Annotated in this window: 17 protein-coding genes; 11 read left to right on the plus strand and 6 right to left on the minus strand. The window is 72.7% G+C overall.

The window, feature by feature from the left end; genetic code table 11:
• Positions 1-90 precede the first annotated feature (90 nt).
• Positions 91-621: a hypothetical protein gene (locus Q8R60_07525; GenBank protein MDP3712317.1), complete on the minus strand. Its 531-nt coding sequence runs from the start codon at positions 619-621 to the stop codon at positions 91-93.
• A 293-nt stretch (positions 622-914) separates the two neighbouring features.
• Between Q8R60_07525 and Q8R60_07530 the strand changes: the two genes are divergently transcribed.
• The 3 genes from Q8R60_07530 (at position 915) to Q8R60_07540 (ending at position 3,979) form a co-directional block, all read left to right on the plus strand.
• Complete coding sequence (locus Q8R60_07530; protein MDP3712318.1) at positions 915-1,841, plus strand: ATP-binding protein; 927 nt, start codon at positions 915-917, stop codon at positions 1,839-1,841.
• Between the two features lie 2 nt (positions 1,842-1,843).
• Positions 1,844-2,212 (plus strand): STAS domain-containing protein, encoded by a 369-nt coding sequence (locus Q8R60_07535; protein MDP3712319.1) that lies wholly within the window; start codon positions 1,844-1,846, stop codon positions 2,210-2,212.
• A 117-nt stretch (positions 2,213-2,329) separates the two neighbouring features.
• The gene (locus Q8R60_07540) at positions 2,330-3,979 is read left to right on the plus strand and encodes a hypothetical protein (protein ID MDP3712320.1); all 1,650 of its coding nucleotides are present in this window, start codon (positions 2,330-2,332) and stop codon (positions 3,977-3,979) included.
• Between the two features lie 69 nt (positions 3,980-4,048).
• Here the strand turns inward: Q8R60_07540 and Q8R60_07545 are convergent, their stop codons facing one another.
• Entirely contained in the window at positions 4,049-4,381 is a 333-nt protein-coding gene (locus Q8R60_07545) for a hypothetical protein (protein MDP3712321.1), read from the minus strand.
• 136 nt (positions 4,382-4,517) lie between these two features.
• On the opposite strand from Q8R60_07545, the gene Q8R60_07550 reads away from it, so the two are divergent.
• Both Q8R60_07550 and Q8R60_07555 read left to right on the plus strand, forming a co-directional pair.
• Positions 4,518-5,129: a PASTA domain-containing protein gene (locus Q8R60_07550; protein MDP3712322.1), complete on the plus strand. Its 612-nt coding sequence runs from the start codon at positions 4,518-4,520 to the stop codon at positions 5,127-5,129.
• Positions 5,130-5,249: 120 nt separating this feature from the next.
• A complete protein-coding gene (locus tag Q8R60_07555) occupies positions 5,250-5,969 on the plus strand; it encodes a matrixin family metalloprotease (GenBank protein ID MDP3712323.1) in 720 nt (239 codons plus the stop codon).
• A gap of 3 nt (positions 5,970-5,972) precedes the next feature.
• On the opposite strand, the gene Q8R60_07560 is transcribed toward Q8R60_07555, so the two are convergent.
• The 3 genes from Q8R60_07560 to Q8R60_07570 all read right to left on the minus strand — a co-directional run bounded on the left by Q8R60_07560 (position 5,973) and on the right by Q8R60_07570 (position 11,580).
• Positions 5,973-7,682, minus strand: a complete 1,710-nt coding sequence (locus tag Q8R60_07560) for a CocE/NonD family hydrolase (protein MDP3712324.1) — start codon at positions 7,680-7,682, stop codon at positions 5,973-5,975.
• 38 nt (positions 7,683-7,720) lie between these two features.
• Complete coding sequence (locus Q8R60_07565) at positions 7,721-10,162, minus strand: penicillin acylase family protein (protein MDP3712325.1); 2,442 nt, start codon at positions 10,160-10,162, stop codon at positions 7,721-7,723.
• Positions 10,163-10,380: 218 nt separating this feature from the next.
• Positions 10,381-11,580: a S8 family peptidase gene (locus tag Q8R60_07570; protein ID MDP3712326.1), complete on the minus strand. Its 1,200-nt coding sequence runs from the start codon at positions 11,578-11,580 to the stop codon at positions 10,381-10,383.
• Positions 11,581-11,807: 227 nt separating this feature from the next.
• Here Q8R60_07570 and Q8R60_07575 point away from each other — a divergent pair, with 227 nt between their 5' ends.
• On the plus strand, positions 11,808-13,040 hold the full coding sequence (locus tag Q8R60_07575; GenBank protein MDP3712327.1) for an acyltransferase: 1,233 nt from the start codon (positions 11,808-11,810) through the stop codon (positions 13,038-13,040).
• 4 nt (positions 13,041-13,044) lie between these two features.
• Here the strand turns inward: Q8R60_07575 and Q8R60_07580 are convergent, their stop codons facing one another.
• Entirely contained in the window at positions 13,045-13,419 is a 375-nt protein-coding gene (locus Q8R60_07580) for a LysM domain-containing protein (GenBank protein ID MDP3712328.1), read from the minus strand.
• Positions 13,420-13,619: 200 nt separating this feature from the next.
• Here Q8R60_07580 and lexA point away from each other — a divergent pair, with 200 nt between their 5' ends.
• From lexA to Q8R60_07605, 5 genes are all read left to right on the plus strand, one after another.
• The gene (gene lexA, locus Q8R60_07585) at positions 13,620-14,315 is read left to right on the plus strand and encodes a transcriptional repressor LexA (protein ID MDP3712329.1); all 696 of its coding nucleotides are present in this window, start codon (positions 13,620-13,622) and stop codon (positions 14,313-14,315) included.
• 132 nt (positions 14,316-14,447) lie between these two features.
• The gene (locus Q8R60_07590; protein MDP3712330.1) at positions 14,448-15,239 is read left to right on the plus strand and encodes a hypothetical protein; all 792 of its coding nucleotides are present in this window, start codon (positions 14,448-14,450) and stop codon (positions 15,237-15,239) included.
• A gap of 32 nt (positions 15,240-15,271) precedes the next feature.
• Positions 15,272-15,610 (plus strand): hypothetical protein, encoded by a 339-nt coding sequence (locus Q8R60_07595; GenBank protein ID MDP3712331.1) that lies wholly within the window; start codon positions 15,272-15,274, stop codon positions 15,608-15,610.
• 63 nt (positions 15,611-15,673) lie between these two features.
• Positions 15,674-17,344, plus strand: coding sequence for a M14 family zinc carboxypeptidase (locus tag Q8R60_07600; GenBank protein ID MDP3712332.1), 1,671 nt, complete (start codon positions 15,674-15,676; stop codon positions 17,342-17,344).
• A gap of 58 nt (positions 17,345-17,402) precedes the next feature.
• A complete protein-coding gene (locus tag Q8R60_07605; GenBank protein MDP3712333.1) occupies positions 17,403-20,324 on the plus strand; it encodes a hypothetical protein in 2,922 nt (973 codons plus the stop codon).
• Positions 20,325-20,339: the final 15 nt, after the last annotated feature.

Raw genomic sequence — 20,339 nt, forward strand, 5'->3', positions numbered from 1 at the left:
TCCCCGCACCGGCGCCACCCGGTCCCGGGCAAAGCAGTGCCCCGACCCGCCGGGGGGTGCGGGGCCGGGGCACTGCAGTCCGCGCCGGGGTCAGAGAGCGCGGACCCCCTCAGGAGCGCTGGCTGCGGTACGCCGCAGGGCGATCCCGACGACGACGAACAGCAGGCCGAGGCCCATCGCCATCGCGGAGACACCGAAGGCCAGCACCGACGTGAACAGGCTGGCGCGGAGGAACGAGCCGTTCATCACCGTGGCGCGGACCGGGTCCTTGCGGTCGAGCTCGGCGTAGGTCTTGCCACCACTCGACTCGAGCGCGTGCTTCTCGATGGTCTGCGCCTGGCTGAAGGCCGTGAACGGGCCGTTGACGTCCTGGCCGGCGAACCAGCTCGCGTCCTCCGCGACGGTGATGCGCTCGTCGGCGAGGCTGGTCTGGACCAGGGTCCAGGTCGCGGCGCCGGAGAGGGCCAGGACCACACCCGCGGCGAGGACGAGGGTGCCCAGCAGGCGGGTGATGCGGCTGGCCGGGTGCGGCGCGTGGCCGACACCAGGCGCCGGGCTCGACGCGTCGAGGTCGATGTGGCGTCGCAGGAGGGTGCGGGGGGCGTGTGCGGTGCGGGTCATGAGGATCTCCCTGAGGTGGGTCCGGTGGTCGGTGCGTCCGGAGGGGCAGCGCCGTCGCAGTAGGACCACCGTGGCCCCACCGCGGGACAGCCACCAGGGACGAAGGTCCCCGGCGCCGCGCAGGAGGTCCTGTCCTGGACGAGACCTGGGCCATGGCGCGTTAGGCCCCAGCGACCCCCGGGTACGACGTGGAGGAGCACGTACCGAAGCCGACCCGAAGGGGGCGCAGGGCTCGCGCGAGCGGGACCGAGTGCCTATCGTGGCGGGAGCCGGAGAGACCGGAAGGACGGATGATGGAGCACGACGCCGCGCGCGGCTACGCGCGCGAGGGCGGGGACCAGCCGCTGACATCCCCCCTTGACGCACCGCATGTCCTGCACCTGGACGCCGTGCCCACCTCGGTCCCCGAGGCCCGCCGGTTCGTGCTCGCCGCACTGGACGAGACGAGCGCCGCGCACCGCCGCGAGGACGTCGAGCTCGCCGCGACCGAGCTCGTCACGAACGCCGTGCTCCACGGCCGCGAGCCCATCTCCTTGACCGTGCGGCTCGTCGACGGGGGCGTGTGCATCGCGGTCCGCGACGGCAGTGCGCTCAGCCCCGCCTTCAGCATGCTGGACCCCACCGCCGTCACCGGCCGCGGTCTGCTCCTCGTGTCCGCCGTGGCGGACCGCTGGGGCGTCGACCCCGACGGCGAGGGCAAGGTCGTGTGGTTCGTCGTGGGCGCCGAGAGCTCCGAGCAGGACGACGACCCCGACGAGGCGACCCGGCTGCTGCTGTCGTGGGGCGACGAGCTGGACATGGACCCCGCCGAGGAGGTCGTGCGCGCCGTCCTCACCGATCTCGACACCGCTGCTGCCGCCGCGAGCGAGGCCCACACCGAGGGAGTGCTCCGCGAGCTCACCCTGATCGCGGCCAACGCCGACAACCCGCAGCGCGGCGTCGCCGGTCGACTGCTCGAGGAAGCGCTCCCGCTCGACCAGCTGCGCAGCGACGTCCGCCGCCAGGTCGCCGCCGCTGTGCGCCAGGGCCGCACCACCGTCGACGTGACGGTCACGGTCCGCCGCGAGCACGCCGAGCAAGTCCGCGACTTCATGCACGCCCTCGACGAGGCCGACCGGCTCGGCTCGGCCGGCGAGCTGCTCATGCCGCGCGCCACCGATGCCGTGACCGACACCCGCCGCGCCTTCCTGCGCCGCCTGCTCGACCAGCTGAGGTCCTAGCGATGACCGCGAAGCCGTCCGTGGCCCTCAGCGCCTCGGGACGGGTCGCCACCGTTGTCGTCACCGGTGACCTCGACCTGCACACCGTGCCCGCCCTGCGCGAGGCGCTGCTCACAGGCACCAAGGCCGGACCCGACGTCCTGCACGTCGACCTGGTCGGCGTCGACTTCTGCGACAGCACCGGCATGAGCGTGCTCGCGACCGCGGCCAAGCGGATGGGCGTCCTCGGAGGCCGGCTGGTCGTCTCCGGTGCGCAGCCGCTGCCCTACCGGGTCTTCGCGCTGACCGGCCTCACCGCGCTCGTCGAGGTCCACCCGGCCGACGCAGGGGACCTGTCCGCGTCGTGGGAGCTCGAGCACACCCCGGACTGACCCCGCCGGCCCCGCGACCGATCGGCCACTGGGCCGAACGGGTGACTACGGCCATCCGGGCGAGACTGGGCCGTCCGGGTGATAAGGATCTGCTCCAGACCAGCCGAGGAAGCAGGCATGCGCCCCTGTCCGACCTGCTGGGCCAGCGTGCCCGACGGTTCGGAGCGCTGTCCCTCCTGCAAGGCACCCCAGCTCGCCTCCTTCGCCTTCGGTGACACCCCACCGGTCGCGGGCCCCGACCCCTCCCTCGAGCAGTACCCGCTCGGCGACCCCGGTCGGGTGTTCGACTCCACGGTGCGGCGCACCCCACCGATGTCGTTCGGAGCCGCCTCGACCCCCGCCATCCCGGCCCAGGCGGTCGACTCGCCACCCGGGCCCGCCGCACCCGCCGCGTCGCCCCCCTCGGTCGTGTCCTCACTCGCGGCGCTGTCGGCCGTGAAGCCCCTCGCCGTCGAGTCGGTCGCCGTCGGGGCACCCGACCCGGTCCACCCGAACGTCCCCGACGCAGTCGGCATCGCCGCGAAGATCGCCGCGAAGCTCACCGAGGAGCAGGCCGCGCCGCTGCCCGAGCTCCTCATCGACATCGCTCCCGGAGCCGAGCCCCTCCCGGAAGACCACGAGATGGCGCAGGTCGCGGCGGCGCTCGCCGCCGCCTTCGTCCACCCCACCTCCGACGAGGACCTGCCGCCGGAGCCCGCCGAGCTCGTGCCGCCCGCCCTCACCTCCCGCCTGCTGGCCGCCTTCTCCCCCGCGGCCTCCCCCGAGTTCGCACCGTCCGAGCCGACCAACCACGCCGTCGCGGACGCGCCGGCCCCCTTCCTCGCTCCCGCGCCGATCGCGGCACCCCCGCCTGCGCACCCCGCAGTCGCTGAGCTCCCCGTCTCGGAACCGCCTGTCGCCGCACTCCCCGTCGTCGAGCTCCCCGTCTCTGCACTACCGACCGCGGAACCTGCTGCCGCAGAACCCGCCGTCGCGGCACCCCCTGCCGCGGCACCCCCTGTCCCGGTGCCCGCTGCGGCAGCACCCCTTGCCGCTGCCGCTCCTGATGCCGCTCCTGATGCGGCTCCTGTCGCGGCGCCCGCCGCCGCGCCCGCGCCTGCGGCCGCCGCGCCGGTGACCGACGTGCCCGCCGATGTGGCGGCCGTGCTCGCGCATCTTCCCGCGACGGCCAGCGCGCAGCTCTCGCCCGAGATCGTGGCCCAGATCGCGGCCACCGTCGCTGCGACGCTCGCGTCGCAGGCCGCGCTGCTCCCGCCGACCGGCCCGACCGGCGTACCACCGGCGCGCCGCTTCCTCGGCGACAACCACGGGATGCCCGGCCAGAGCAAGGCACCGCTGCCGCCTCTGGTCGAGCCTGGTGTGATCCCGGGCCTCATGCCCGACCCGCCCGCCCCGGTGCGCAAGAAGAAGGTCGTCCGCAAGGTCGTCCGGCCGGTCTCGCCGGACACCGCGACAGCGGCCTCTGGACCGGCCGCAGGACCGGCCGCTGGACCGAGCCCTACCGCTGCGATCCCGGGGACCGCAGCACCCACCCAGCCGGCCCTGGCGCAGCCCGCCACCGACCCGAGCGAGCCGACCGGCCAGCCGGGCCCCCAGCTCCCTGCGGTCCTTGCCTCGGCGCCCGCGCCACTGCCCGCAGTGGCCCCAGCGGCGCCGCCCGCACTGCACGCCGCACCACCTGCGCCCGGCGCTGACGGCGACGGCGACGGCGACGGCGACGGCGACGGCGAGAGTGGCGGGAAGCGACGCTGGTGGAAGACCGGCTGACCGTCACCCGATGAGCCGCGCCTGACCGTGCCGCCCAGGGCACGACCGCACCGGGGGCGCGCAGTAGTGCTAGGCGCCCGGCAGGAGTGTGGTCACCGTGCGCGACGCCCGCTCAGTTGAGCCACCCCCAGCGCCACCCCCCGGGCGTCGCTGCGCCGGGGCGGCCACGGCGGTGAGGTCGAGGACCATGAAGCAGTGCAGGCAGGCGGCACGGTCCACGTCGGTGAACGCCGGGCTCGAGCCCGCACAGCCCGGGCACACGACCTGCACGACCGAGCGCGTTCCGGCCGCGCTCGCGCGCATGGTGCGACCGAGGGCGAGGCACGCCGCGCAGTAGTAGCCGCCCTCGACAGCCGGCTCGGGGCAGGCGAGGCAGACAAATCCGGTCACAGCGTCTCCCACGACCGGCCACCTCGAGGGTGACCCACGGACAGGTGCGCACAAAACGGGTACACCAGCAGATCAGATTACTCGACAGTGAGACCTGTCGCCACGGTGAGCCCTACACCTTGGCCCCGGACGCGCCGACGAGATCACGGTGAGCACCTGCCCGGCCTGCCTGGCCACCGTCGCCGAGGGAGCAGAGCGCTGCCCGATATGCGGGATCCCCTTCACCTCCCCGGTGCAGCCGCGGCCCGAGCTGCCGGCGATCCGGCAGAGCCGCGCGATGATCCCGCCGCCGCCGGTGACCCGCACACCCGTGGTCGCACCCGACCCGCTCGCGAGCCGGCACCTCCCGTCGCAGCCGCAGCCACCGGCCCCGCACGCGGAGCCCGAGCCCGAGCCGACGATCCCGTCGTACGCCGTGGGCTCGTCGTTCGTGACCGCCTCGTGGGAACCCTCCCCGACCCGCTGGTGGGAGCACCCGCGACTGCGCGATCCGCGGGTGCTCATCGGCGTGCCGTCGGCCCTGGTCGCCGTCGCCGTCGCGGCGCTGCTCGTCACGGGGAGCCGCTCGCCTGCCGTCGTGGAGGTGCGCGTCCCCGACGTCACCGGGCTCGACGTGCTCGATGCCAAGACGGTCCTCGACGGGCGCGGGCTGCCGGCGCCGTTCGCCGGGCTGGGCACCGTCGTCGCGCAGGACCCGCCCGCGGGCGAGGAGGTCCGGCCGGGGACAGCCGTGGTGCTGACGGTCGAGCCCTACCGCTGATCCGTTCGCCCTGGGCGTCACCCTGTCGGCCCCGTCCCGATGGGGGATCCTGATGGTCATTGCGGGTGGTTGTACCGGATTTACCACAAGCCGGGGCCCCGCGGGACCGACACAGGAGCCATGCGCCTCCCCCTCCGCCCCGCCGCCCTGGCCGCCCTGGCCCTGTTCGTGGCCCCGCTGGTCCACAGCACGACCGGCACGGACAGCGCCGGGGCCGCCGTCACCGCGGTCGCCGGCAGCCCGACCGACTACAGCTTCCTCGCGACCAACCAGAAGGACGGCAGCCCGGCCCGCTGGAACCCCTGCCGCGCGATCCACTGGCGCGTCAACGCGACCGGTGCGCCGGTCGACGGCGGCCAGCACATCGAGGAGGCCCTGCGCCGCATCAGCGCCGCGACCGGCCTGGTCTTCGTCCGGGACGGCCGCACGTCGATCCTGCCCGACGGCAAGACGTTCCTCGGCTGGGGCACGACCGACCTCGTCATCGGCTACGCCACCGCGCAGCAGCGCCCGGCCCTCGGCGGCACCGTCGTCGGTGACGGCGGTGCGCAGCTGCGCTGGCACACCGACGGCCGCTGGCAGATCGGCAAGGGCTACGTCCTGCTCGACCGCGTCGACCTCGCCAAGAAGCCGCGCGGGTTCGGCACCGGCAACACCCAGGGCGCGGTCTACCTGCACGAGCTCGGTCACGCGGTCGGTCTCGGGCACGCCCGGGCCCTGCCGCAGGTGATGTACGGCAGGGGCTCGGCGAGCGCGGTCGCGACCTGGCAGCGCGGCGACCTCGCCGGCCTGGCGAGGCTCGGCCGCAAGGCCGGCTGCCTCACGAGCAGCCCGGCCTGAGCGCTACTTCGGCTTCGGGCCGAAGTCGGCCTTGGACGCGCGACCCTCGAGCTCGGTCGTCAGTGTCGGCGTGGGGTTGCGCGCCGCGGCGCTGGCGTTGTCGCCCTCGAGGTTGCTCGTGCGCTTGCCGGTGAGGATCGGGATCGACAGCGTCGCCTGGTCAAGGGTGATCGTGCCCGGCTTGTGGGTCGGGCTGTAGACGGTGGCGTCGTCGGAGCTGACCTGCACGGCGATGCGGTGGCCCTTGGGGAGCAGCCAGTCCTGCGGCCAGGTCACGAAGGACACGACGCCGTCGTTGGCGTTGGTGACCGCGCTCGCGCCACGCGTGATCAGGCGGCTACTGCCGTCGGGGGCGACGTCGAAGACCAGCGCGACGAGGTTGCCGCCCGCGGGGTTCTGCACACCGACGCGACCGTCGAACTTCATCAGGCCGGCGATGCGGGTGTCGTGCGGTGCGGGCTGCGAGACCGTCCAGGTGCCGCCGCGCGGGGTCGACGCGCGGTTGGCGGCGGGGCTCAAGCCACCCGCCGGGTCGGCCGGCGTGTCGAGGTAGGAGCCGGGCAGCAGCGGGAACTTGCGCATGACCGCGTCCTTCGGCGGCCAGGCCTTCTCGGAGCGCCACGCACCGTCGCCGTCCTGCATCTCCACGGCCGGGAGCTTCTTGTTGAGCGGCTTGCCCTTGAGGTAGTGGTCGAACCAGTTCATGGCCTCGGCCATGAAGCCCTCACGGCCGACGAGCTGGTCCTCGTTGCCACGGACGTGGTCCCACTGCCCGAACCAGGCCCGCTTCGGGCCCTTCAGCGCGCTGTAGACCGGGAAGATGTTGGTCGGCTTGGTGTTCACGTCGTTGAAGCCGAACGACCACAGCGACGGGACCTTCGACTCGCCCGCGGCCTTGATGATGTTGCGGGCCTTCCAGTACGCCGTGGTCGGGTCCGGGTTGACGGTCTCCAAGGTGTTGCTGACGTAGCACTGCGGGTTCGTGGCCGTACCGGACAGCGCCTGGACGAACTCCTCGGGCGAGTCGTTGAGGGTCGGCGGAGTGAGGTCGTAGTCGGTGTAGAGGGTGGGCGTGACGTACCAGGTCGCGGACCAGTGGACGCCGTTCTCGAAGGCGAGGCGGTAGCCGTCGATGAGCGGCGACTGGATCACCGTCGCGGCCAGGCCCTTCGGCTTCTGCGACAGCGCCATGACCTGCGTCCAGGCGTCGTAGCTCTTGCCCCACATGCCGACCTTGCCGTTGGAGAAGGTCTGCTTCGCGGCCCACTCGACAGCGGCCTTGGTGTCGGACTGCTCGCCCGGGCCACCGAGGTCGTTGCAGCCACCGCTGCTGCCGTAGCCCCGGCTGTCGACGTAGATCAGGCCGTAGCCCTTCTGGAAGATCTCGCCCTGCTCGACGAGGTCGTTGAAGCGGTCGCTCGGACCCTCGCCCATCGGGTCGTAGGCCGGCGCGCCCTGGCTGCCGGAGCCGAAGTAGGGACCGATCGACAGGATCATCGGGTGCTTCTGGCCGTCCTTGCGCTCCTTCGGGAGCATCACGTCGGCGTGCAGCATCGTGCCGTCGCCGGACGGGATCCACGCCTCGGTCCAGGTGGCGTCGTTGCTCACCGGCGCGGCACCGGCGGGCGCGACGACGGCGAGCCCGGCGACGACCGCGGTGGCGGTCAGCAGGCGCAGGGCGGACGAGCGACGGGCAGTCGTACGAAGGGTCATGAGGGGGTGTTCGCCACCAGGGCCCGGATTCCTGCCGGTCAGCCCCGCACGCGCAGGGTCCGCACCGTGGCGGACCGGACGTCGGCGGCGCAGAAGCGGTCGGTCACCCAGCCGCCCTTGGCGTAGAGCCGGGTCTGGTCGGCGTAGTGCTTCGAGGTCGGGTTGGTCGACTGCGAGTAGGTGAGGATCGTCTTGGCGTCCGGGCAGCCGTCACCGTCGAAGCCGACGGTCTGGATGTAGGACGAGCCGTGCGCGAGCGGGCCCTGGTAGCCCTTGTCCGCGCTCCACGGGGCGGCCATCGCGTTGAAGACGCCGAGCCCGCCAGGGCCGCCGTGGTAGGGCGTGCGGGTGCCGTCCGGGCGGACGTCGACCTGCCACATGCCCAGCGGGTCGTCGACCTTGATCCCGGCGCCGGCGAGGTCGTTGAGCGCATCGCCGAAGGCCCTCTGCACGGTCGGCAGCGCCGTGTTGAGCCCGCGCGGGGTGCGCACCGCGTCTGCGGGGTCGAAGGGGGTGCGCCACAGCGCGGTCTGCTGGCGCGCGGACTGCAGGCCGACGGGCACCGAGGTCACTCGCGACCAGAACCGGCGGAACAGCACGGCGCCCTTGGACGCCACGCCGTCGCGACGATCCCACGCCGCGAGGACGTCGCAGGCCTTGCCGACCGCGACCGGGCCCTTCTCCGACGGAGCGAAGCCGCCCGGGAAGGCCTTGCACATCGCGACGACGTCGTCACCGACGACCTCCGCGGCGTGCTGGCGGGAGGAGAACAGCAGGTCCTGCAGCTCCTGGCGGGTGAAGCGGCCGCCGTTGGCGAGGCCCTCCTGGACGTAGACCAGGCCGGCGCGGGTGCGCAGGGTCCGCTCGGCGCGCTCGTCACCGATGATCGTCGCGAAGCCCTCGAGCGGCTGCTCGGGGTTGGCCAGCCAGTAGCTGTCGTTGGAGTTGGTGACGTAGTCCTTGCGCAGCAGCGCGGGCATGTTGCCCGGCCCGAAGGTGCCCTTCTGGACCGCGTCGGGGTCGGTGCCCCACTCGCAGGCGGAGCGCGAGCCGTCGAGGACCGGCAGCCGCAGCGCCGCGAAGGTCGCCTGGCCGGCCGCGGTCGCGCAGGTCTGGACCTTCGCGTTGGTGACGTGGGGCGTGACGGAGATGTCGGCGTAGAGCGCGTTGCCCTGGTCGTCGGCCGCGATCGTGTTGACCCACGGGATGCCCTGGTTGCGCGTGAGGACCTGCAGGACCTCGGGGGCGCTCCTGGCCTGGTTGACCTCGAAGAAGTGGTTGAGGTAGCGGAAGTTCGGCGCGTTGGCGTCACCCATCGCGAAGGCGGTCGCGGGGGTCCACGGGAAGACCGGCAGGCCGAGCAGGCTGGTGAGGACCGGGCCGTGGTGGGTCGACCACAGGGTCCGCTCGCGGGTCTCCAGCGTGCCGTTCACGAGCGCCTGGACCTTCATCGTCCGCGACGTCATCTTCCGGGGGGTGCCGTCGTAGAGGTAGGTGGTCGGCGACCCGGGGACCAGCTGGTACTGGAAGGGCGTGAAGCGGTACGACGTGGAGACCGTGTGCGACCAGGCCTGGGTCGCGGTGTGGCCGATGAGCACGATCGGCACGCCGAGCAGTGACCCGCCCGCGACGTCGACCGTGCCGGGGATCGTCAGGTGGGCCTGGAAGAACCGCTCCGAGCCGAGCCACGGGAAGTGCGGGTTGCCGAGCAGCAGGCCCCGGCGGTTCTGGGTCGACTCGCTGCCGAGCGCGACCGCGTTGGAGCCGATCGCGAGGCCCTTGAACTCGTTGGCGAGGCCCTCGGCCATCTGCGCAGTCATCTGCTCGGCGTCGACCGACGGGACGGGTGCGCTCGGGTGCGGCGGCTGCGCGGCCCCGATGCCGTCGATCGCGACGCCACCGCTCGCGAGCAGCGCGAGCTGGTAGAAGCGGCGGTAGGCGTCGATCTCGGTGATCGGCGTGACGTAGGCCTTGCCGCGGCAGGTCGGGTCCGGCACGCCCTTGCTGCCGCCGACGCTCTTCAGCCAGGCGTTGTAGCCGGCGACGTAGCCGCGGACGGTCTCGCGGACCTCCGGGCGCGGCGCCCCCGGGCCCTTCTGCGCGAGCAGCGTCTCGACGGTGCGCGCGTCGATGATCTGCTGGAAGAAGAAGTCGCTGTTGAGGTTGTTGACGGTCGCGCCGTTGCCGCGAAAGACGTAGCTGGCGTCGGGGCCGAAGAAGCGCGACCGCTGCGCGCGCACCGTCGTGTAGGTGTCGGCCAGCGTGCAGATCGCCTGCTGGGCGAGCGCCTGGGCGTAGCCGAAGCCGAGGCTGCCCCAGTCGCGCGCCTCGACGTGCGGGATGCCGAACTCGGTGTAGCGGACGGTGGCGTCGTAGCGCGGGGCCTTGCTGGGGGCTGCTGCCTGCGACACCGGCACGGCGAGGCCTGCGGTAAGGAAGGCGGCGAGCAACAGGGCAGGTCGGCGGGACAGGACGCGCATGGAGGGCTCCGCGGGGGGTCGGTGCGCCGGTCCGTGCGTGGTGGGTCTTCGCCACGCCAGGGCAACACTCCTGCAACGCGTTCCACCTCACCGCCTCGCGCCCGCGCTCGTGGGCGCCGTCGCGGGGTGCCGCTTGCCCCTACCGCACGGCCGCCGAAGGTGAACGGGCCGGGACCACCCAGCAGGACCCAGCCCGTCCACCGCTTCGGGGGGTCGCCCTATGCGCCGCTGAAGACCAGCCGGCTGGGCGAACCCGATCCGGGGCTGTCGACGACCCCAGGGGTAGAGCCTCTCAGCACCGCGGCCCCGACCTGCGCGGGGGTCGCCTTCGGGCTGCGCTCGAGCACCAGCGCCGCGACGCCCGCGACGTGCGGCGTCGCCATCGAGGTGCCGCTCAGCGTCGCCGCGGCGGTCGGCGAGCCGATCCAGGCCGAGACGATGTCGGTGCCGGGCGCGAACAGGTCGAGGCACCGACCGATCGAGGAGTACGACGCCCGCGCGTCGTCGGCGTCGGTCGCCCCGACGGTGAGCGCGGCCGCGACCCGGCCGGGCGAGCTGGAGCAGGCGTCCTGCGCACCGGTGAGCGACCCGAGCAGCCCACCCTCGTTGCCGGCGGCCAGAGCCACGGTGACCCCGTCGGCGATGACCCGCTCGACGGCCTTGTCGAGCGCGGCGCTCGCGCCGCCACCGAGGGAGAGGTTCGCGACGGCGGGGACGCCCGGCGCGTGGTGCCGCACGACCCAGTCGAGGCCGGCGATCACGCCTGCGGTCTCGCCGGAGCCCTCGCAGTCCAGCACGCGGACCGCGACGACCTTCGCCCGCTTCGCCACGCCGTACGACGTGCCCGCGAGGGTCCCCGCGACGTGCGTGCCGTGGCCGTTGCAGTCGTCGGCCCGGCCCCCGTCGATCACGTCGAGACCGCTGGCGACCCGGCCGGCGAGGTCGCGGTGGCCGAGGTTGACGCCGGTGTCGACGACGTAGGCGGTGACGCCCGCCCCGGTGCGGGCGTAGCGGAACGTGCGGCTCAGCGGCAGGGCCCGCTGGTCGATGCGGTCCAGGCCGTACGAGGGGGTCGGCCGCTGGGTGCCCTGGACCGCGACCGGGCGGCTGCGCTCGACGGCGGTCACGCCCGGAAGCCGGCGCAGCGCCGGGACGGCGGTGCCGAGCGCGGCCGTGGGCACCGTGACGGCGACGCCGCGCAGCGCGGCGGTGTAGACGTGGGTGACCCGGCCGCCGAGCGGTCCCGTGATCGGCGCGGTGAGCGCGGCGACCGCAGCCGGCGCGGGGGAGGTCGGCGCGAGCGTCACGATGACCGTGCTGAGCGTGGCGGGTCCGGCGGTCGCGCTCGGCAGCAGGCCGGGCAGGAGGGCCGGGCCGAGCAGGGCTGCAGCGGCGAGGACGGGCGCCACGCGGGTCATCGAGTGCTCCAGAGGCGTGTCGGGAGCGCTGGGTGGGCGCGTGGGCTGACCGGTCAGGCCTGAGGTGCGAGGACGCGGCTTGTGGAAGTCACCACGCCGTGGGCCTGTTGTGCAGGTTTCTCCAAGTCTGGGCCACAGGTGGCGAAAGGTCTAGTCAGTGCTGTCCCGGAGGTGACGGAGAGCCAGGTCACGTCTCCACCGCGCTCGAAGCGGGCAGTGCTGTGAAGGTGACGACCGCCACGACGACCCGGCCAACCCGGCCGACCCGGCCAACCCGGCCGACCCGGCCGACCGCGCTCGATCCGCGCCGCCGCGCGGTCCGCGGCCTGCTCGGCCACTCCCCCGCGCTCGACGGCCTGCGCGGCTTCGCACTGGTCGCGATCGTCGTCTACCACTTCACGCGGGGCGACAGCCGCACGCTGCCGGGCGGCTCCGCCGCCGTGGACGTCTTCTTCGCGCTGTCGGGCTTCCTCATCACCGCGCTGCTGCTCGATGAGCTGCGGGTCCACGGCCGGCTGCAGCTCGGCCGCTTCTGGGCCCGCCGGTCCCTGCGCCTGCTCCCGGCGCTGTTCCTCATGCTCGGGGTCTGGACGCTGATGCTGCTCGCGTTCCACGACACGACCTGGTTCGCGGCCAGCCCCGAGGGCGACGACGTCGGCAGTGCCGTGGACGTGAGCGGGGCGCTGCGTGACGTCGGGCTCGCGCTGGCCTACGTCCTCAACTGGCAGCACGCCTTCGGCGAGGGCGCCGCGCCCATCCCGCACCTGTGGTCGCTCGGGGTCGAGGAGCAGTTCTACCTGCTGTGGCCGCTCGCGGTGCTGCTGCTCGTGCGGCTGCCCGCGGTGCGCCGGCACTGGCCGCTCCTCGCGCTGGGGGCGGTCTCCGCCGTACTCCCGTTCCTCTACTTCGACCCGTCCGCCGGCGACATGGACCGCATCTACTTCGGCACCGACGTGCGCGCCGTTGCGCTGCTCGGCGGCGCGACCGCGGCCGTCGTGTGGCACCGCCGCGCCGGGCTCGGGCTCGGCCTGCCCCGCTGGCAGCCCGCGCTGGCCTGGCTCGGCTTCGCGGTGATGGTGTGGTGGTGGGTCTTCATGACCTGGTTCGAGGTCCGCGCGAAGGTCGGCACGCTGGTGCTCGCGCTCGCGGTCTCCGCGCTCGTGCCCGTCCTCGCGCAGCGGCCGCGGGCCGTGGTCTCGCGGTTCCTGTCGCTGCGCGTCCTGACCTGGCTCGGCAAGCGCTCCTACGGCATCTACCTGTGGCACTACCTGTGGGCCACCTGGACCCACCCGCTGCCGGTCTGGGTCGGCGTACCGCTCGGAGTCGGCGGCTCGCTGCTGTGCGCGATCGTGTCGTGGCGGCTCGTCGAGGCGCCTGCCCTGCGGCTGGCCTCCCGCTTCCGCCCGGTGCCGGCCGCGGTCACCGAGCCGGTGGCCCGCCCGCTCCCCGCTGCTGCCTGATCCTTCAGGCGACGGCCGGCAGGAGCAGCTGCTGGCCGGCGACGAGCCCGCCGGCCAGGTCGTTGAGCGCGCGGATCGCGGCGACGACCTCGCGCGGGTCGTTGTCGGGGGCGAGGTCCTGCGCGATGGACCAGAGCGTGTCGCCGGGCATGACGACGGTCTGCGTCAGCGCGGCCTGCGCGGCCCGGTCGGAGGGCACGGCGGCCTGGGAGTCGACGCGGCCCAGGGAGAAGGCCGCGAGCAGCAGCCCGGCGGCGAGGACCACCACGACGAGCCGGCCGCGGCGGGTCAACCGGGTCCCCGCGGGACCGGCCAACCGGCGCGCGGGCAGGCCGGTGCGCGCACCGACAGGGGCACCAAAGTCGGCGTACTCGGTCATGGTCTCTCTCCCTGCATTCGCTAGCGCGTTCGATCGAACGCCCTGGCGAAGTTGTACCCCACCGCTCCGACAATTTCCACAACACGTCGAACGGTTGTGTGATTTCACGCTCGGAGGGGCTCCTGATGGGCTACGGTCGCCTTCGATCACACGGTCGAAGGGCCGCCTGAACCCGTTCGCCCCGTTCGAAGGAGACGCCGATGAGCGACAGCAGGGACAACGTCCGGGAGCTGCCCGACGGCCCGCCCGACGAGGCCGGCCTGACCACCCGGCAGCGCAAGATCCTCGAGTGCATCCGGCACTCCGTCGCGACCGTCGGCTACCCGCCCACGATCCGCGAGATCGGCGAGGTCGTCGGCCTGACCAGCACGAGCAGCGTCGCCTACCAGCTCAAGCAGCTGCAGGAGAAGGGCTTCCTGCGCCGTGACGCCGCCAAGCCGCGCGCGGTCGACGTCCGCACCGCGGGCGAGGTCGTCCAGCAGGTCGAGGACGACGAGCTGGCGCGCCGCGAGACCTTCCCGACCCCGGCCTACGTCCCGGTCGTGGGCCGGATCGCCGCCGGTGGCCCGATCCTCGCCGAGCAGCGGGTCGAGGAGGTCTTCCCGCTCCCCCGCGAGCTCGTCGGCGAGGGCACCCTGTTCATGCTGCGGGTCGTCGGCGAGTCGATGATCGACGCCGCGATCGCCGACGGCGACTGGGTCGTCGTGCGTCAGCAGCCGACCGCGGTCAACGGCGACATCGTCGCGGCCATGATCGACGGCGAGGCGACGGTCAAGACGTTCCGCAAGCGCGACGGCAAGGTCTGGCTGATGCCCCACAACGCCGCCTTCGCCCCGATCGACGGCGACCACGCGGAGATCCTCGGGCGCGTCGTGACGGTGCTCCGAAAGGTCTAACGACCGCTGCTCCACAAATCACCCGAAATAGGTACTTCTCAGGACGATCCAGGGCTTCTAGGCTCACCCTGTCGGCTCCTCGCCGGGCCGGCGGGTTCACCGCACCGGTGGGCCCCAAGGGGGAGGTCCGTCATGTCCGCAGCGCTGTCGACCCAGTTGTCCCGTCCGCTCGCCAGGGGCCTGACCGCCCTGGGCCTCGCCTTCGCCGGGTTGGCCACCGTGGCCACTCAGGTGTCGGCCCACCCGGAAGCCGTGTCCGACGGCAGCCAGCACGTCTCTGACGGCCCCCGCGACGCCCACCAGCACGGCAACACCGAAGGCCACCTGCCCCCGAGCAACGCCAACGTCGACGTGGTCAGCAAGCTCACGCTCAAGAACGTCGTGCCGGAGAAGATCGCCGACGTCGGGGTGCTCGGCAACTACGCCTACCTCGCGGCCTGGGGCGTCGTGACCTGCAAGTACAACGGAGTGCACGTCGTCGACATCGCCGACGTCGCCAATCCGAAGGAGGTCGCCTTCATCGGGTCCAAGGAGGGCAGCTACCCCGGGGAGGGCGTGCAGGCGCTCCGCATCACGACACCGGCCTTCACCGGCGACCTGCTGATCACCAACAACGAGACCTGCAACGACAAGACCGGCTTCGGCGGGCTGAACCTCTACGACATCAGCAACCCGGCCCACCCGACGCCGCTCGCCGAGGGCATCGGCGACACGACCGCCAGGGGCGAGGGCAAGAAGGACGCCAACGAGATCCACAGCGTCTTCGCGTGGGACGCCGGAGCGAAGGCCTACGCCGTGATCGTCGACAACGTGGAGGAAGCCGACGTCGACATCCTCGACATCACCAACCCCAAGCGGCCGGTGCTCATCGCCGAGCACGACCTCAAGCGCCGATCGCGCTCGGCACCCTCGGCGACACCCTGACGTTCTCCTCCCAGTTCGACGGCTGGGGCTACGTGCACCTGTTCCGCAACGGTGGCGGCAAGCTCACCGAGCTCGACACCTACGCCGTCCCGGAGGCCCACGACCCGGCCTACGCGGAGGGCTACGGCGACCTGTCGGTGCACGAGGTCGCCACCTCCCCGACCGTCCCGTCGCGGCTCTACTTCTCCTACTACGCGGCAGGGTTCCGGGTCGCTGAGATCGAGAACGACAAGATCGTCGAGAAGGGCCACTACATCGCCCCGGACGGCAACAACTTCTGGGGAGTCGAGGTCTTCCAGCAGGGCGGCAAGGAGTACGTCGCGGCGAGCGACCGCGACGCCGGCCTGTGGATCTTCGAGTACCGCCCCTGACAGGCAGGACTCCGCTCGACGGCGGCGAAGGTTCACGCACACCCGCCTGACCTGGAGCGCCTCGTGACCCTGCCCCCTCTCGACCGCCGCACCTTCCTGCGCCGCTCGGCCTACGCCGGTCTGATCGTCGGGGCGGGTCCGCTCGCGACCCAGTCCTTCGGCGCGGCCCCCGCGACGACCGTGCTCGCCGACGGCGCGGTCTTCGCGAAGGTCCGGCCGCGCACCCTGAAGCAGGCGCAGGCCCTCATGGCGTTCGACGACACCCACAAGGCCTTCGCCGACGGCTCGATGGAGCTGCTGCTGTGGCCCGGTGACCGGACCCGCCTCGACAGGATCGGCGTCGACTACCAGGTCATCGCCTCGCAGCCGACCGGTCCGGCGCCGGGCCGCACGTCGGGCCTGCCGCTGCAGCCGGGCGAGCGCGCCACCGGCTACCGCCGGCTCGGCGACTACTACGCCGACATGCAGATGCTGGCCACCAAGTACCCCAAGCGGGCCCGCATGGTGAAGCTCGCCGAGCCGTCGCTCGAGGGTCGCGACATGTTCGCGATCGAGATCGCCGACGACCCCGTCAAAGCCGCCACCGACGGCCGGCCCACGTTCTTCGTCGACGGCGTCCACCACGCCCGCGAGTGGCCCTCCAGCGAGTACTCCATCATGTTCGCCTTCGACCTGCTCGAGAGCTACGGCACGCAGGACCGCATCACGAAGCTGCTCAAGAAGATCCGCGTGGTGGTCGTGCCCGTGGTCAACCCCGACGGCTTCAACCACTCCCGCGAGGGCCTGACCGCGCCCGTCGCCAACGCCGCGACCGAGACCGCACTCGGCGTGCCGGGGCTCGACGCCTACTGGCGCAAGAACAAGCGCTCCTTCACCGGTGCGCTCTACGCCGCCGGCGAGGTCAACGGCTACCTCAACGCCGACGCTCACGGCACCGACCCCAACCGCAACTACCCCTTCTACTGGGGCGGCGAGGGCGGCGGCGCCGATCCGACCTCGCAGACCTACGGCGGCGCCGCGCCCTACGCCGAGCCCGAGGCCCGCAACATCTCCGGCTACATGAAGGCCCACCAGACCACGGCCTATCTCACCAACCACACGTCCGGCCAGCTGTGCATGCGGCCCTGGGGCTACACCTCCGACGACTCGCCCGACGGCGAGTTCCAGGAGGCCCTCGGCGAGAAGATGTGCGACCACCACGGCTACAAGAACCAGATCGGCCTGTCGCTCTACCCGACCGCGGGCACCAGCCGCGACTGGTCCTACGGCGCCCTGCGCACGATCGTCTACACCTTCGAGCACAACCAGGAGTTCCACCCGGACTACGCCTCGGAGATCCCGAAGACCTACGCGCTCAACCGCCCGGCCTGGCTGATCCTCGCCGAGGCCGCAGCCGACCCGCGCAACCACGGCGTCATCACCGGCCGGGTCAACGGCGCCCCCAAGGGCGCCACGGTCACGCTGACCCGCTCCTTCAAGACCCCGACGGCGGTCGAGGTCGACGCGGGCACCGACGGTGGCGTGGCGGAGTCGATCAAGACGGTCACCACGGTGCGCTCCGACGGCACCTTCACCGTCCACGCCAACCCCTCGACCCGCCCGACGACGATCCAGGACGGCCGCGGCAAGGAGTTCTGGACCGTCACCGTGACCGCGCCCGGCCGCAAGAAGGTCGTCAAGAAGGTCTTCCTCGACAGGGGCACCAAGGTCGACCTCGGTCGCCTGTCGATCTAGCCCCCGTACGACGGGAACGCCCGCTCTCCACCGCTGCTCGTCAACCCCGGAGCCACCTGTGCGACGCACCCCCCTGACCCGTGCCCTGTCCCCGGCGCTCGCCCTGACCGGTGCGGCTGCCCTCGTCGGGGGCCTGCTCATCGCGACCGGCCCCGGCGCGGCCACCGCGACGGGCACGCGCCCTCCAGCGCCCGGTGAGCAGAGCGTCCGCGAGCTGCTGGCCGGCACCGACGGCTCCGTCGTACCCCGTATCGAGGGTGGTCGCGACAAGCTCATGGCGACCGCGCAGCTCGGTGCGGTGCACGGTCCGCCCGCGGGCAAGGCCGTCTCGGCCAAGCTCGGCGCCGCGGCCCAGGCAGCCGCGCTCCCCGTCGCCTCGAGCCCGTCGCTGTCGGGCACCTGGCGGGTGGGCCACGACGAGTTCCGCGCCGACGACCCGCGCTACTCGGTCGCGAGCCTCGGCTGGGAGGAGCTCGGCGGTCGCACCGTCGCGCTCGCCGTCGACCCGCGCGACAACACCGGCAACACCGTCTGGGCCGGCGCTGCCGGCGGTGGCGTGTGGCGCTCGACCGACGGTGGCGACAGCTGGACGCCGACCTTCGACGACCAGCCGTCGATGCCGATCGGGGCGCTCGCCCTGTCCCCGCGGACCGGCTGGGTCTACGCCGGCACCGGTGAGGCCAACACCAACGGCGACGGCCTGTCCGGCACCGGCATCTACCGCACCAAGGACGACGGCCGCACCTGGCAGCGGGTCGCCGCCAACCTCGGCGAGGCCTCGACGGTCTTCCACATCGCGATCTCCCGGCCGTCCGGCGCGACCGCCGACTCGGTCTTCGTCGCCACCAACCAGGGCCTCTACGTCTCCACCGACGGCGGAGACAGCTACGCCGACGCGAAGCTGCCGACCAACGCGGCCGGCACTGCGCCCTACACCAAGACCCGCTTCGGCAACTTCGTCACCGACGTCCGGGTCAAGCCCGGCACTCCGATGCAGATCACCGCGGCCGTCGGCTGGCGTCGCGGCAAGCAGGCCAACGCGGCCGGCGACCCCGACAGTGAGGGCAACGGCCTCTACCGCTCCACCGAGGGTGGCCTGCCCGGCACCTGGACGCGCCTCGAGACCAACCTCGGCACCGCGACCGCGCCCGGCCTCACCGACGACCCGATCGGCCGCACCTCGCTGGCCTACGCCGAGGGCAACGGCCAGGACCCCGACATCCTGTGGGCGCTCGTGCAGGACGCCGGGCTGTTCCAGCAAGAGACCTACTTCCAGACCGCCATCCCGGTCCGTCCCACCGTCCTCGCGGGCATCTACCTGTCGCTCGACGACGGCGCGACCTTCACCCGCAAGGCCGACTCGTCGAACTTCGTGTCCTCCCCGGGGACCTCGATGATCGTGCTGACCGCGCTGCAGTCCGCGCCGGGCGTCCAGGCCTGGTACGACCAGTACATCGAGGTCGACCCGACCGACGCGAACCGCCTCATCGTCGGCCTCGAGGAGGTCTACTCCACGATCGGCAACCCTTACGTCCCGGGCGTTCCGGCGCAGTTCAAGACCATCAGCCGCTACTGGAACGCCTGCCTCGCCATCAACGTCGACTGCGAGGGCGTGCCCACCTATGAGGGCAAGACCGCGCACCCCGACCAGCACACCGCTGCGTTCGCCAAGATCGGCGACAACGGCACCCGGCTCTACATCGGCAACGACGGCGGCGTCTTCGCGCAGAACGCCGACCCGCTCGGCGACACCGCGAACCCGCTCGGCGGCTACGACAACCAGTCGTGGGAGTTCCAGAACGTCGGCTACACCACGTCCCAGCCGAACTACGCGGTCATCGGCGGAGACGGCACGATCTACGCGGGCCAGCAGGACAACGGCACGCTCAAGGTCGAGCCCGGCAGTCGGACCGCGAACATGGTCCACGGCGGCGACGGCGTCGACGTCGCAGTCGACCCGGAGGACAGCAACATCGTCCATGCCGAGACCCAGAACGGCGCGTTCGTGTCGTCCACCAACGGTGGCGAGACCTTCTCCTCCCGCACGACCAACATCACGAACCCGCTCTTCTACACGCCGTTCGAGATGGACCCGACCGACCCCGAGCACCTCGTCATCGGCGGGCGCCAGGTCGCGGAGAAGACCGACGGCGCGGGCTCCGGTGCCTTCGCCGTGTCGTTCGACCTCGGCATGAACGCGCGGACCGGCTTCGTCAACCAGACGACCGCTCTCGACGTGCAAGGCTCGTCGGTCTACGCCGCCTTCTGCGGGGTCTGCGACATCATCACGCAGGGCAACAGCGACCCGTCGGCCTTCCAGAACGGCATCGCGACCAACGTCGCCCCCGGCTGCGAGCCCTCCCCCGGCTCGGCCGACTGCTGGTCGCTGAAGGCCGGCGCGGGTCTGCCGAACCGCTACATCACCGACGTCGAGATCGACCCGGCCGACCCGAAGACCGTCTACGTCACCGTCGGCGGTTACGGCCGCCGCTGGCTGCTCCCGCGTGACAACGCCCCGGGCAACCGCGACGGCGCGATCTTCGTCTCCAAGGACGCGGGCGCGACCTTCACCAACCTCTCCGGCACGGGCGCCGGTCGGCTCCCGGACGTCCCCGCCAACGCGGTCGCCCTGCGAGACGGGCACGTCATCGTCGGCAACGACGTCGGTGTCTTCACCGCTCCGGTGACCGGTGGCACCTGGGCCCGGCTCGGCGAGGGTCTGCCGAATGTCGCGACCTTCGACGTCAACCTCGACCCGTTGGGCAAGAAGCTCGTCGCGGCCACCCACGGCCGCTCGGTCTGGGTCTACACCTTCGGTGCCGCGGCGGCCCGTCCGCCGGTCGTCGTCGCGCCGCGGCCCACTGCTCCGGGTGGCGGCGGTGCGCTGCCCGCGACCGGCGGGGTGCCGCTCGCGGTCTTCGGCCTCGTCCTGCTCGGCGCCGCTGTCGTCGTCCGCCGTCGGGTCACCGCCGCCGCCTGAGCCTCAGGCTGCTCG

The sequence above is a fragment of the Mycobacteriales bacterium genome (genome assembly GCA_030697205.1).
Lineage (GTDB): Bacteria > Actinomycetota > Actinomycetes > Mycobacteriales > SCTD01 > JAUYQP01.

Excerpts from the sequence above, each read along its gene's own strand:
- Q8R60_07525 (MDP3712317.1), bottom strand. The coding sequence starts at position 621 with ATGACCCGCACCGCACACGCCCCCCGCACCCTCCTGCGACGCCACATC.
- Q8R60_07530 (MDP3712318.1), top strand. The coding sequence starts at position 915 with ATGGAGCACGACGCCGCGCGCGGCTACGCGCGCGAGGGCGGGGACCAG.
- Q8R60_07535 (MDP3712319.1), top strand. The coding sequence starts at position 1,844 with ATGACCGCGAAGCCGTCCGTGGCCCTCAGCGCCTCGGGACGGGTCGCC.
- Q8R60_07540 (MDP3712320.1), top strand. The coding sequence starts at position 2,330 with ATGCGCCCCTGTCCGACCTGCTGGGCCAGCGTGCCCGACGGTTCGGAG.
- Q8R60_07555 (MDP3712323.1), top strand. The coding sequence starts at position 5,250 with ATGCGCCTCCCCCTCCGCCCCGCCGCCCTGGCCGCCCTGGCCCTGTTC.
- Q8R60_07560 (MDP3712324.1), bottom strand. The coding sequence starts at position 7,682 with ATGACCCTTCGTACGACTGCCCGTCGCTCGTCCGCCCTGCGCCTGCTG.
- Q8R60_07565 (MDP3712325.1), bottom strand. The coding sequence starts at position 10,162 with ATGCGCGTCCTGTCCCGCCGACCTGCCCTGTTGCTCGCCGCCTTCCTT.
- Q8R60_07570 (MDP3712326.1), bottom strand. The coding sequence starts at position 11,580 with ATGACCCGCGTGGCGCCCGTCCTCGCCGCTGCAGCCCTGCTCGGCCCG.
- Q8R60_07580 (MDP3712328.1), bottom strand. The coding sequence starts at position 13,419 with ATGACCGAGTACGCCGACTTTGGTGCCCCTGTCGGTGCGCGCACCGGC.
- lexA (MDP3712329.1), top strand. The coding sequence starts at position 13,620 with ATGAGCGACAGCAGGGACAACGTCCGGGAGCTGCCCGACGGCCCGCCC.
- Q8R60_07590 (MDP3712330.1), top strand. The coding sequence starts at position 14,448 with ATGTCCGCAGCGCTGTCGACCCAGTTGTCCCGTCCGCTCGCCAGGGGC.